Source organism: Pseudomonas sp. Eth.TT006 (genome assembly GCF_054456575.1).
The window spans coordinates 299282-311967 of the sequence record NZ_JBTJEN010000008.1; the positions used below are offsets into that span (position 1 = coordinate 299282).

Here is a 12686-nt window from a genome sequence, read left to right on the forward strand (position 1 = left end):
CTGATCGCAAATATCAGTGCAGCATAGACGGCAGATCGCAGGTTGAACGGGCGAATCTGCTGCTACGCTTTTCAAGCGCGCACTCCCGACCCGCGCCCTCGATCAAAAGGTACGAAGCCATGGACACCTCACAGGATTCGGTTGTACCGACCACCCCTGCCACCTGGCGTTTCAAGGCCGGTGTGGCGATCATCTGCGTCATGCTCGGCTCGTGGCTGATGGTGCCGCTCGCCGCCAGCCTCGATGTGCCCGGTTCGAAAGTCGCGGCGCTGACCGGGGTGCTGTTCATCAGCAACAAAGTGCTGTTGCTGCTGGTGATCGCGGTCATGGGCAAGGCCGGGTTTGCCGAGCTCAAGCGCAAGATTGGTGGTTACGTGTCGGGGATCATTCCGACCCCGGTCGATGAGGTCGGGCCGATGCGTCACCGGATCGGCGTGGTGATGTTCTGGCTGCCGCTGGTGACGGCGTTTCTGGAGCCGTATTTCGATAATTTCTGGCCGGGACTGCGGCCCAATCTGTGGCAGATGCAACTGCTCGGTGACCTGATGTTCATCGGCAGTTTCTTTGTGCTTGGCGGCAATTTCTGGGACAAGGCGCATGCGCTGTTTGTGCGTACGGCGAAGGTGGTTTCGGTTTGAAAAGCAAAAGATCGCAGCCTGCGGCAGCTCCTACAAAAGCCGAAGGCTGCGATCTTTTTTGTGGGCTTAACGCAAATGCGCGGCGAAGCCTTCCTCTCCGGGCGCAACATCCTCCTTGAGCGTCAGTGCCGGAATCGCATAATCCCCGCCATTCTGCTGCCGAAACGCAATCGGCCGCGTGCTCCATAGCTCATCCAGACGCGTGCCAAGTGCCTCACAGGTCTCGGCAAATCGTGTTTCATCCATGCGGCCCGCGCGGTACAGCACAAACGGCGGCAGCACGTCGAAACCGGGGTAGAACAGTACGCCGTGCTGAATCGGAAACAGCACATCGTCAATCGGCCCGTTGATCCCGCGCGGGCTGTAGTGCGAGTCCCAGCCGCCGGTAGTGACCAGCAGCATCGCGCGTTTGCCTTTCATCTTGCCTTCGCCGTAGCGCTCACCCCAGCGGACATCGGAGTGTTCGCCGACGCCGTAGGCAAAGCCGAACGCGTAGACGCGCTCGACCCAGCCCTTGAGGATCGCCGGCATGCTGAACCACCACAGCGGAAACTGCAGGATCACAGCGTCTGCCCACAGCAGTTTTTCCTGCTCGCGGGCGATGTCGGCGGACTGCCGGCCCTGCTCGTAAGCCAGTTTCGAATCCATCGAGGCGTGGAACGGACGGCTGTCATCGCGACCGGGGGCGTCATCGGCATCGATGGTGGTCTTCCAGTTCATCGCATACAGATCGGAGACCTGCACGCTGTGACCGGCGGCTTGCAGACGCTGGACGGTGAAGTCCTTGAGCGAGCCGTTGAGCGAAGTGGGTTCAGGGTGGGCGTAAACCAGTAGCACATTCATGTGGTAACTCCTTGATTGAATGCAGGCAGGATCAATCCTTGATCGGTATATTGGAAATGAATGTCTGATATGTCAGGTATAGCCATGAATAATTTACGACGTCTGGATATCAACTTGCTGTTGACCCTAGACGTGTTATTGGCCGAGCACAACGTAACCCGCGCCGCAGAGCGCTTGAATTTGTCGCAGCCCTCGGTCAGCGTGCATTTGGCCAAGCTGCGCGAGATCTTTGCCGACCCGCTGTTACTGCCCGGGCCACGGGGCATGCGCCCGACGGCGCGGGCCGACGGATTGCGCGAGCCGTTGCGCGAGGCGCTGGAGGCACTGGAAAGGGCAGTGGCGCCGGAAAGTGCGTTCGATCCGGCGCAGGCCAGCCACATCTGGAAAATCGCGGCGACCGACTACGGCGAGTCGACGGTGGTGCTGCCAGCCCTCAGCGGATTGCGCACTCAGGCACCGGGCACACGCCTGGCGGTGCTCGATCTGCTTCCGGCGCAATTGCTCAAGCAGGCGGAGCAGGGCGTGTTCGATCTGGCCCTGCACGTCACCGAAGAGGCGCCGCTCGACCTGCATCAACGGGTGCTGTTCAGCGAGCACTACGTATTGGCCGGACGCATCGGCCATCCGCGCTTGCAGCGCAAGCCGACCCGCGAACAGTTCTGTGCACTGGAGCATGTGATGGTGTCGCGCGAGGGCGGGGGCTTTTTCGGCGGCACCGACCGGGCGTTGGCCGAGGTCGGATTGCAGCGCAAAGTGGTGCTGTCGGTGCCGCACTTTCTGATGGTGATGTCGGTGCTGGCCAGTACCGATCTGGTGGCGATGCTGCCGTCACGGCTGGTGCGCGGCAACCCGGCGTTACAGGTGGTCGAGGCCCCGCTGCACGTGCCGGGCTACGAGATGGCGATGTTATGGGGCGAACGCGCGCATCGCGATCCGGCGCACAAATGGCTGCGTGAGCACCTGGCCGCGTCAGTCTGAGCCCTTACGCGTGACCGAGGGCAATCGCAAAAGACACGACGATCATGCACGCAAACGCAAAATTGAGATTCATCAGCTGTTCATCCTGAGCCTTTTTGGAGTGGGGCCATTCTGAACAGGCGCATGGGGAAGAAAAAATTCGCCGTGTTGATTCCAATGATCGAAACAATTGATAGCCGGTGATTTGTGTTTGCCCGGGGCTTTCGCTAGTCTCGGCAAAACCTGCAACTACAAGCACAAACAGGCAAAACCATGCACGATCATTCGGTCACCGAACTGCCGTCCCTGCGCCGGCAGAAAATCCTCCTGATCCTCGAACGCGACGGCAAGGTCATGGCTTCGGAGTTGAGCCAGCACTTCGCCGTGTCCGAAGACACCATCCGCCGCGACCTCGCCGAACTGGACCACGCCGGTCTGGTGCAGCGCGTGCACGGCGGGGCGTTGCCACGACCCAAGGACAGCGGCAAGGACTACTTCACCCGCCTGGAGGAGACCGATGAGGTCAAGGTGCGCCTGGCGCGGTTGGCGGCGCGCAAGGTCGAAGACGGGCAGACCGTGTTGTTCGATTCCGGCTCGACCACCTTGCAGGTGGCGCGCTCGTTGCGCGCCGATATCCGGATCACCGCAGTGACCGCTGCGCCAATGACGGCGATTGCCTTGTCCGAGTACCCGGGCGTGAGGGTGATCCTCGCCGGTGGCCAACTGAACCCGCGCACGCTGTCGGCCAGCGGCCATGAAGCGCAGCGCATGCTGGCCGGGATCAAGGCTGATCTGGCGTTTACCGGGGTCTGCGCGATCCACCCGGAGGTGGGCATCACCTCGCTGCATTTCGATGAAGTGCCGGTAAAACAGGCTCTGCTCGACAGTGCCGCACGGGTGATCGCGGTGACCACGGCGGACAAGCTTGGCGCGGTGGAGCCATTTGTGGTGGCGCCATGTACGCGCCTGCACACGCTGATTACCGAACGGCATGTGACGACGGGCAGTGTCGAGGATTATCGGCGGTTGGGGATTGAGGTGGAGCAGTTGGCGGATTGAGATTGATAGTGAGGCTGATGGCCCCTTCGCGAGCAAGCTCGCTCCCACATTTGAAATGCATTTCAATGTGGGAGCGAGCTTGCTCGCGAAGGGGCCGGGACATTCAACTGATTAATCAGCGAAGGCGCTCGAGCATCTGGTAATACCACATCCCCGCCGCCAGCAACGGATTGCCCAGCACATCCCCCATCGGCACGCGAATGTGCCGGCACTTGGCAAAGGTGTCGAAATGCTCCATCTGCCCGGTGATCGCCCGGCTCATGATTTCGCCCATGATGTGGCTGGTGGCGATGCCGTGGCCCGAGTAGCCCTGGCAATACCAGACGTTGTCCGAGAGCTTGCCCAGTTGCGGGATGCGGTTGATCACGATGCCCATCGCGCAGCTCCACTGGTAATCGATCTGCACCCCTTTGAGCGCCGGAAAGGTTTGCTCGATGCACGGGCGCAACTCGGCGGCGATGTCGCGCGAATCCTTGCCGCTGTAATTGGCGCCGCCGCCGAACAGCAGGCGACCATCCGCCGTCAGGCGGTAGTAGTCGAGGACGAACCGGCAGTCGTACACCGCGAGGTCTTCGCGGTTGATCTGCCGCGCCAGATCGCCCAGCGGCGCGGTGGTGACGATGCCGCCCATGGCCGGAAAGATCTTGCCCTTGAGCTGGCCCGGTTCGAGCTTGTGATAGACGTCGCCGGCGAGCAGCACCTGATTGGCGTCGATCCGGCCGTGGGCGGTTCTCACGCCTGGGTTCTGGCCATGAATGATCTCCAGCACTTCGCTGTTCTCGAAGATCAGCGCACCGAGACTCTCCGCCGCCCGCGCTTCGCCAATGCACAGGTTGAGCGGGTGCAGGTGCATATTGCGGGTGTTCTTGATTGCGCCGTGGTAGAGCTCGCTTTGCAGCAGGTCGCGCACCTGGCTGCGGTTGAGCAGGCTGACCTCGTCGGCCATGCCGCGGCGCATGGCTTCATCGTAGTCGCTGCGCAAACCGTCCATGTGGCTCGGCTTGTAGGCGGCGTGCAGATGACCGTATTTAAGGTCGCAGCGAATGCCGTACTTCTCGACCCGGCGCTGGATGATTTGGTGCCCGCGCCAGCGCAGGTGCCAGATGAAATCGTCGACCTCATCGCCGAGTTTCGCGCGCATCTGTTTGCGCATCGCCGCGTCGCCGGAGAGGCTGCCGGTGACTTGCCCGCCATTGCGCCCAGTGGCGCCCCAGCCGATTTTGTTGCTCTCGACAATGGCGACTTTCAGGCCTTGTTCGGCCAGTTCCACAGCGGTGGCGACACCGGTAAAGCCGCCGCCGATGATTACCACATCGACCTGGTGCCGGCCTTGTAGAGTCGGGTAGTCGGTGTCCTGGTTGAGGGAGGCGGTGTAGTAGGAATTGCAGCGTTGGGTCATGTCAGTATCCACACAAATTCAGGAGTCAGATGCATTCCACTGTGGGAGCGGGCTTGCTCGCGAATGCGGTGGGTCAGTCACTGAAATATTGAAGGTGACGACGCTTTCGCGAGCAAGCTCGCTCCCACAGGTTCGGTGTCGGATCGTTAAGCCTCAGTCAAATACCAACGCCAATCCTGCTCACCCACCTCGGCCATGAACTGCCGGTACTCGGCGCGTTTCACCGCCAGGTACACCCCGAGAAACGCCTGCCCCAGCGCATCCCGCGCCCACGCGGAATTTTCCAGCGCCTGCAGCGACGTCAGCCAATCGGTCGGCAGCAATTGTTTCGCCTGCGCATAGCCGTTGCCCTCGACCGGCGCACCCGGATCAAGCTGTTCGCGTATGCCTCGATGGATCCCGGCGAGGATCGCGGCCGCCGCCAGATACGGGTTGGCGTCGGCGCCGCAGATGCGGTGTTCGATGTGCCGGGTGTGCGCCGGCCCGCCGGGCACGCGCAGGCTGACGGTGCGGTTGTCGACGCCCCAGGTCGGCGCCAGTGGCGCGTAGCTGTTGGCCTGGAACCGTCGGTACGAATTGGCATTCGGGCAGAACAGCAGCAGCGTATCGAGCAGTGAGGCGAGCATGCCGCCAATCGCCGTGCGCAGCAGCGGGGTGCCGGCCGGGTCCTCGGCGGCGAACAGGTTGTGTCCTTCGTCATCGGCGAGGCTGACGTGCATGTGCATGCCGGTGCCGGCCAGATCATCGAACGGCTTGGCCATGAACGTCGCCTGCATGCCGTGCTTGTGCGCCACGGCTTTGACCAGGCGTTTATAACGCACCGCCTGATCCATCGCCTGCAGCGCGTCGCCGTGTTCGAGGGTGATTTCCACCTGGCCCGGCGCGTATTCGGAGATCGCCGTACGCGCCGGAATCCCCTGCAGCTTGCAGGCGCTGTAGAGGTCGGCGAGGAACGGCTCGATCTGCTCCAGTTCGCGCAAACCGTAGACCTGCGTGTGTCGCGGCCGGCCGCCGTCGGCATCCAGTGCCGGTTGCGGACGGCCGTTGTGATCGCGTCTGGCATCGAGCAAGTAGAACTCCAGCTCACAGGCCATCACCGGGTGATAACCCTCGGCTTTGAGGCCGTCGATCACCTTGATCAGCAGATGACGCGGGTCGGCGATGCTCGCCGGCAGGCCCTCGGTCGGGTGCATGCTGACTTGCAGCGCGGCGGTCGGAATCTGCCGCCACGGCAGACGCACCAGACTGCCTTCGAGCGGGTAGGCGCGGCAGTCGATATCACCGACGTCCCACACCAGACCGGAGTTCTCCACGTCCTCGCCCTGCACGGTCAGGCCGAGGATGGTGCTGGGCAGCGGACGACCGCTTTGGTACACGGCGACCAGTTCTTCACGGTGCAACAGCTTGCCGCGCGGCACGCCGTTGGCGTCGAGGATAAACAACTCGATCATCTCGATATCGGGGTTCTGCTCGAGGAACAGGCGTGCGTCTTCGATGGCTGCGAATTTCATGATCAATCACTCACGATGGCGCCGCACAGGCGCACAGAGTCGGGCCGGACGCAGCGATGGGCGTCCCGGCAGGGATTTCAAAAGATGGGGTTTCGCAGATGCCGATCAGTCAGGCCAAACACATAATCTTGTGGTGAGGGGATTCAGCGAAACGTCGCACCGCCCCGACGGCTCGCGCAGCGGGCCCAAAAGATAGGGACTGCTGCGCAGTCCATCGGGGATGAATCCCCTCACCACAGGTCATGTGTCAGTAATAAAACTGGCGGGCATCAGGAATTAAAGGGCGATATCCGGCGGGCGTGCGGAGTGACGCAGCTTGGAACGGCGCAGGGCCATGGGGAGATTGACGATGCGATTCATACGCCGCCCCCGTGAGAGAGGGCGCGCAAGGCAGAGACGTTCAACCGGTGCGGTTGTTGTGATGACGTACTCATAACGCGTGTTTCCGTTGGCGGAAAGCGTCGGTGGCGGGGCAGGCCCGTCGACCGGTGTGCCCGGATAGTAAGGGGCAATTCGCGGACATGTAAACCGCTGATTTCGCCCCTGTACTGTTGGCCCACGCTCAGCGCAGCAAGTGAAAGCCCAGCCCGGCAAGGGCGCAAACGATCAACACGGCAATCACCCCGCGTTTGAACACGAACAGCGCCAACGCCGCCAGCAGCGCCAGGCCGAGCGAAAACAGATCCGCCTGCCCGGCAAGAAAGCCTTACCTGTGGCGAGGGGGCTTGCCCCCGTTGGGCTGCGCAGCAGCCCCGGCTTTTGAGGGTCGCTTCGCAACCCAATGGGGCAAGCCCCCTCGCCACAGGTTTGTGCACACCTTCAGGAAAGGCTCAGGCATGCGCCAGACTCCAGCGCAGTGCCGCATTCTGGTCGCTCTCCCGCGCCTCGACCCAATGCGAACCCTGCAGCGTGGTTTCACGCTTCCAGAACGGCGCACGGGTCTTGAGCACATCCATGATGAAGGCGCAGGCTTCGAACGCCATGTGCCGATGCTTGCTGCTGACGCCGACGAACACGATCGGCTCGCTGACAGACAGTGCGCCGACCCGATGCACAATCTCCACCCCCAGCAGCGGCCAACGCTCGCGTGCCTCCTCGGCGATCTGTTCGAGAGCCTTTTCGGTCATGCCTGGATAGTGTTCGAGGAATAGCTCATTCACGCTTTGGCCGATGTTCAGATCGCGCACATAGCCGATGAAATTCACCACTGCGCCGACCCGTGGATTACGCGCATGCAAATTGGCGGTCAACTGGCTGACGTCGAAGCTTTTATGCTGGACTCGTACCGTCATGCTCAGCCCCCGGTGACCGGTGGAAAAAACGCGATCTCGTCGAAGTCTTCGATGGCTGCACTCGGTTGGCACAGCTCCTGATTCAACGCACACATCAGATTGCCGGCGCCGAGCACTTCGCGCCATTCCTCACCACGGGCCATGAGCATCTGCCGCACATCCTCGATGCTGGTCAGGTCGTTGGTCAGGGGGATTTTTTCGCCGCCCAGATTGAGGCGATCACGGTAGCTGGCGAAGTAGTTGATCAGGATCATTGCGCGTCCTCCCATTGAAAGTGTCCGGAGCGTCCGCCCTGTTTACTGAGCAGGCGGATGTCGCCGATGACCATTGCCCGGTCCACCGCCTTGCACATGTCGTAGATAGTCAGTGCTGCGACGCTGGCGGCGGTCAGGGCTTCGAGCTCGACCCCGGTCTGGCCGGTGAGGCGGCAGGTGCAGGTGATCTGTACGCGGTCGGGTTCGCAGGCCTTGAGCTCGACGTGAATCGAACTGAGCAGCAGCGCGTGGCACAGCGGGATCAGTTCGTGGGTACGTTTGGCCGCTTGAATCCCGGCAATCCGCGCCACGGCAAACACATCGCCCTTGGGGTGGCCGTTGGCCTGGATCATCTGCAGGGTTTGCGGGCGCATCTGCACCCAGGCTTGCGCGGTCGCTTCGCGGCGGGTCGGTGCTTTGTCGCTGACGTCGACCATGTTGGCGCGGCCCTGATCGTCGAGGTGGGTGAGGGTGCTGCTCATGGCGTTAGCTCCTGGATCGGGCTGTAGATTCGGGGCGCGTTGCGGTGCGGGACGTGGATCAGGTTGAGCCGGTGCTTGAGCGCCCAGCGCACGGTCAACGCCGTAGGGGCGGACAGGCTGACGAGGGTGCCGAGGCGGGCGCGCACCGCTTTGTGGATCAGTTCAAGGCTGCAACGACTGGTGACCACCACAAAGCCCTGGCGCGCATCGACCTCGGCGATTTGCATGGCACCGATCAGCTTGTCGAGGGCGTTGTGGCGGCCGATGTCTTCGCGGCACAGCAGCGCCTCACCGCTGGCATCAAAGTACAGCGCCGCGTGCAGGGCGCCGCTGCTGCGGGCCAGTTGCTGGGCCTGTTCGATGCGTTGGCGGATACCGTCGAAATGCGCAGCCGGCGGCAATGCGCAGGGTTGCAGGATCTGCAGTTGCGGCAACGCCTGCTCCAGCGCTTCGACACCACAGATACCGCAGCCGCTGGTGCCGGCCATTTGTCGACGATGATCCTTCAGTGCCCAGAAAGCGCGACTGGAAATCTGCACGTCAGCCTGGCAGGCCTGATCGAAATGGCTCAGGCGGATGTCGTAAATCTCGTCGACACTGTCGATAATCGCGTTGCTCAGGCTGAAGCCACGGATGAAATCTTCGAGGTTGCCGGGCGAGACCATCATCACGGCCTGGCTCAGGCCGTTGAAGGTGATCGCCAGGGCGATTTCCGAGGCCAGGGCGGCGTGCGAGAGCGGGGCGTGCGGCAGGTATTCGCGAAACGCCACGGGTGACGGTTGCGGCGCGGGGGCGTTGGCATCGCCCGGCTCGACGGTTGGATCAATTTGGCACAGCATCTTGAAAGTCCCGAAGCGCTGAAGTGAGTTCAGGCTACGGGGGAGTTAAAAGTGCGTCCAATCGCTTGTTCTGATCTGGTGATTGGGTGGGTCGATCACCACGTTCACAAGCGAAATGTGTGTTGGCGGATCGGGCCTCTTCGCGAGCAAGCCCGCTCCCACCTTTGAAATGCATTCAACCGGTGGGAGCGGGCTTGCTCGCGAAGAGGTCGGCACATTCAACATCGCGTTGTCTGACCTGACGCATTCGTGAGCAAGCCCACTCCCACATTGTTATGCGGTGCTCAGCCATTTTGCGGGTGAACATCAAACCTGTAGGAGTGAGACTGCATTTGGATTTTTGATGCTGATCCATTTTTCGAGAGGTACTTCAAACCTGTGGGAGCGGGCTTGCTCGCGAAGACGGCCTGGCATCCAGCATCAATGTCCGGATAGGTCACTCAAACAACCGGAGCCTCAACCCCAAACAACTTGCGCGCCTCGGCAAAGCACTTCTCGGCAATCGCCGAGCGCGGCTCGGTCTTGCGCATCACCAGCCCCAGCGGCGCGAGCACGCTGGCATCGGGCAGCTGCATGAACGACAAGTGTTCGATCGGCTGTTCCAGCCCGCTGTCCAGCGGCATGATCGAGCAGCAGAAACCCTGGTGAATCGCCTGCAAAAGCTGGTAGGTCGAATCGCTTTCCAGAATCGGCTGCGGATTGAGCCCGCGACTGCGGAAACTCAAGTCGATGGATTTGCGGTAGTGCATGCCGGTGGTGATCATTCCCAGCGGCAGTTCGGCGGCATCTTCCCAGCTCATTTCCGAGCCTTCGAAATGGAAGTGACGGTTGTCGTAAAGCAGCCCGACGCGGGTTTCGCCGATCTCGAAAAACTCGAAGTAGTTAGGATTGACGTGGTCCAGATAGCACACGCCCAGATCCAGCTGGTTGTTGCCCAGCCCCTCGATGATTTCGTTGGAGCTGAGCGACGACAGACTGAATTTCAGCTCGGGGTAAGTCGCGGACAAACCCTGAATGTAATTGACCGGGTTGAAGCTGCTCAACGGCACCAGCCCCAGACGCAGGCTGCCGACCAATTGCCCGCGGCACGCCGCCGCTTCGGCGAACAAGCCGTCATGAGCGGCCAGCAATGTGCGCGCCCAGGCCAGCACCCGTTCGCCGGCCTGGGTGAAACCTTCAAAGCGCTGACCGCGATTGACCAGCACCAGGTCCAGCTCATCTTCCAGATTGCGCAGACGCATCGACAGGGTTGGCTGGGTGATATGGCAGCGTGCGGCGGCCTGGCCGAAGTGTCGGGTTTCATCCAGCGCGATCAGGAACTTGAGTTGTTTGATGTCCACGACGGCACCTGCTGGTTGAGAAATTGGAATGAGTATTGACGCAGATGCGCACAGCGCACGAAAAATGCGAGGCGCGACGATCTCACTTGACTGTTGATTCGTCCAATCGGAAGAACTTAAAAGCCTATCGATCAGCTCTATCGCCCATGATTTCAAAGGCTTTGGTCGAGGTCAACGGGCCCGATAGAGCGGGTCGATAAGACGGTTGGCCAGAGTGATTAGACAGTACTCATAAGTGGCACTTAGGCTGCCGGGCAATGTGATCAACTACTGCTGGAGAGTCCCATGAGTGCGAAAGCGGATGCCCTGTTTGTCCCCCTGAACATCGCCGTGCTGACGGTCAGCGATACCCGCGATTACGCCAGCGATACCTCGGGTCAGTTGCTGGTCAGCCGTCTGCTGGAGGCCGGGCACACTCTGAGCGAGCGCAACCTGCTCAAGGATGACCTGTACAAGATTCGCGCCCAGGTTGCTCACTGGATTGCCGACGACACTATTCAGGTGGTGCTTATCACCGGCGGCACCGGGTTCACCGGCCGCGACAGCACCCCCGAAGCAGTCGCCTGTCTGCTCGACAAGCAGATCGACGGTTTCGGTGAGTTGTTCCGCGCCATATCGATTCTCGACATCGGCACGTCTACCGTGCAAAGCCGAGCGCTGGCCGGGTTGTCCAACGGCACGCTGGTGTGTTGCCTGCCGGGCTCGACCGGTGCTTGCCGCACCGCGTGGGAAGGCATTCTCGCCGAGCAACTGGATAACCGCCATCGCCCGTGCAACTTCGTGCCACACCTCAAGGCAGTGCAAGCCTGTGGGCCGCGCGGATGAGCAAGGCACCGTTGATGCCGATCGAAGATGCCCTCGACCAATTGCTGGGCATGGCCAATGAGCACCGTCTGGCCGACAGCGAACTGTTGCCGCTCGACGATGCGCATGGACGGGGGCTGGCCAGTGATCTGGTGGCGACGCTCGACCTGCCGCCGTGGCCGAACAGCGCCATGGACGGTTACGCGCTCAATCTTGCTGACTTGCATCGCCAGCCGCTGAAGGTATCGCAAAAGGTTTACGCCGGGCTGGCGCCGGACGCATTGCTGCCGGGCACCTGCGCGCGGATTTTTACTGGCGCGCCGCTGCCGCCCGGCGCCACCAGTGTCGAGATGCAGGAAAACGTCGAAGTGCTGGAGGACGGCCGCGTGCGCTTCTTGCAGCCGTTGAAGGCCGGGCAGAACATTCGCGCACAAGGTCAGGAAAATCGCGTCGGCGATATCCTGCTGCGCGCCGGCAAACGCCTCGGGCCATTCGAACTGGCAGTCGCTGCCGGGCAAGGGCTGGCGCAGTTGCACGTGGTACGTCGCCCACGCGTGGCGCTGCTGTCGACCGGTGACGAACTGGTCGAACCGGGCCAGCCGCTGCGCCCCGGCAGCATCTACAACAGCAACCGCGTGTTGCTCGGCCACTGGTTGCGTGAACTGGGCTGCGAGGTGATCGACGCCGGGATTCTCCCGGACCGCCCGGCGCAGACCCGGCTCAAGCTTGAACAACTGCAAGTGGCGGCCGACTTGATCCTGACTACTGGCGGCGTGTCTGCCGGCGATGCCGATTGCCTCGGGCACGTGCTGCGCGAGGACGGCAAACCGCTGCTGTGGAAGCTGGCGATCAAGCCTGGCAAACCATTGACCGTGGGCCATTTCGGCACGGTGCCGGTGATCGGCCTGCCGGGCAATCCGACCTCGGCACTGGTGACCTTCGGCCTGCTGGCGCGACCTTATCTGCTGCGCATCCAGGGCGTGGAAGACGTCATGCCGCTGAGCTTCTCGGTGAGCGCCGGATTCGACTGGCACAAGGCAGGCAGCCGCCGCGAATACCTGCGGGTGCGGCTGGAGGCGGGGCGTGCGGTGCTGTACCCGAATCAAAGTTCCGGTGTCCTGCTCGGTGCGACCTGGGCCGACGGCCTGGTGGAAATCCCCGAGCACAGCACGCACCACCTCGGCGACCCGCTGCGCTTTATCCCGTTCAACGAACTCTTCTGACCTCAACACAAATCAAAACTGTGGAAGCGGGCTTGCTCGCGAAGA

General features: G+C 62.0%; 13 protein-coding genes. 5 read left to right on the plus strand and 8 right to left on the minus strand.

The window, feature by feature from the left end; translation table 11 throughout:
- The first annotated feature begins 119 nt into the window (after positions 1 to 119).
- Positions 120 to 638, plus strand: coding sequence for a transporter suffix domain-containing protein (locus ACXR0M_RS15620; protein ID WP_458832697.1), 519 nt, complete (start codon positions 120 to 122; stop codon positions 636 to 638).
- Positions 639 to 704: 66 nt separating this feature from the next.
- Here the strand turns inward: ACXR0M_RS15620 and ACXR0M_RS15625 are convergent, their stop codons facing one another.
- Positions 705 to 1481 carry an NAD(P)H-dependent oxidoreductase gene (locus ACXR0M_RS15625; RefSeq protein WP_458832698.1) on the minus strand — a complete coding sequence of 259 codons (777 nt, stop codon included), beginning with the start codon at positions 1479 to 1481 and terminating at the stop codon, positions 705 to 707.
- An 84-nt stretch (positions 1482 to 1565) separates the two neighbouring features.
- Between ACXR0M_RS15625 and ACXR0M_RS15630 the strand changes: the two genes are divergently transcribed.
- Positions 1566 to 2459: a LysR family transcriptional regulator gene (locus tag ACXR0M_RS15630; RefSeq protein WP_458832699.1), complete on the plus strand. Its 894-nt coding sequence runs from the start codon at positions 1566 to 1568 to the stop codon at positions 2457 to 2459.
- Positions 2460 to 2711: 252 nt separating this feature from the next.
- A complete protein-coding gene (locus tag ACXR0M_RS15635) occupies positions 2712 to 3497 on the plus strand; it encodes a DeoR/GlpR family DNA-binding transcription regulator (RefSeq protein WP_458832700.1) in 786 nt (261 codons plus the stop codon).
- Positions 3498 to 3612: 115 nt separating this feature from the next.
- Here the strand turns inward: ACXR0M_RS15635 and ACXR0M_RS15640 are convergent, their stop codons facing one another.
- The 7 genes from ACXR0M_RS15640 to ACXR0M_RS15670 all read right to left on the minus strand — a co-directional run bounded on the left by ACXR0M_RS15640 (position 3613) and on the right by ACXR0M_RS15670 (position 10614).
- Positions 3613 to 4896, minus strand: a complete 1284-nt coding sequence (locus ACXR0M_RS15640; protein ID WP_458832701.1) for an NAD(P)/FAD-dependent oxidoreductase — start codon at positions 4894 to 4896, stop codon at positions 3613 to 3615.
- 146 nt (positions 4897 to 5042) lie between these two features.
- Positions 5043 to 6407 carry a glutamine synthetase family protein gene (locus ACXR0M_RS15645; RefSeq protein ID WP_458832702.1) on the minus strand — a complete coding sequence of 455 codons (1365 nt, stop codon included), beginning with the start codon at positions 6405 to 6407 and terminating at the stop codon, positions 5043 to 5045.
- An 830-nt stretch (positions 6408 to 7237) separates the two neighbouring features.
- Positions 7238 to 7699: a molybdopterin synthase catalytic subunit MoaE gene (gene moaE / locus ACXR0M_RS15650; protein ID WP_458832703.1), complete on the minus strand. Its 462-nt coding sequence runs from the start codon at positions 7697 to 7699 to the stop codon at positions 7238 to 7240.
- Between the two features lie 2 nt (positions 7700 to 7701).
- A complete protein-coding gene (locus tag ACXR0M_RS15655) occupies positions 7702 to 7953 on the minus strand; it encodes a MoaD/ThiS family protein (RefSeq protein ID WP_102358398.1) in 252 nt (83 codons plus the stop codon).
- Positions 7950 to 8435, minus strand: coding sequence for a cyclic pyranopterin monophosphate synthase MoaC (gene moaC / locus ACXR0M_RS15660; protein WP_458832704.1), 486 nt, complete (start codon positions 8433 to 8435; stop codon positions 7950 to 7952). Before moaC ends, ACXR0M_RS15655 begins: the two co-directional genes overlap by 4 nt.
- Positions 8432 to 9274 carry a formate dehydrogenase accessory sulfurtransferase FdhD gene (gene fdhD, locus ACXR0M_RS15665; protein ID WP_458832705.1) on the minus strand — a complete coding sequence of 281 codons (843 nt, stop codon included), beginning with the start codon at positions 9272 to 9274 and terminating at the stop codon, positions 8432 to 8434. Before fdhD ends, moaC begins: the two co-directional genes overlap by 4 nt.
- Positions 9275 to 9714: 440 nt before the next feature.
- Positions 9715 to 10614 (minus strand): LysR family transcriptional regulator, encoded by a 900-nt coding sequence (locus ACXR0M_RS15670; protein WP_102358401.1) that lies wholly within the window; start codon positions 10612 to 10614, stop codon positions 9715 to 9717.
- Positions 10615 to 10899: 285 nt separating this feature from the next.
- On the opposite strand from ACXR0M_RS15670, the gene moaB reads away from it, so the two are divergent.
- Complete coding sequence (gene moaB / locus ACXR0M_RS15675; protein ID WP_102358402.1) at positions 10900 to 11439, plus strand: molybdenum cofactor biosynthesis protein B; 540 nt, start codon at positions 10900 to 10902, stop codon at positions 11437 to 11439.
- The gene (locus tag ACXR0M_RS15680) at positions 11436 to 12641 is read left to right on the plus strand and encodes a molybdopterin molybdotransferase MoeA (protein ID WP_458832714.1); all 1206 of its coding nucleotides are present in this window, start codon (positions 11436 to 11438) and stop codon (positions 12639 to 12641) included. Before moaB ends, ACXR0M_RS15680 begins: the two co-directional genes overlap by 4 nt.
- Positions 12642 to 12686: the final 45 nt, after the last annotated feature.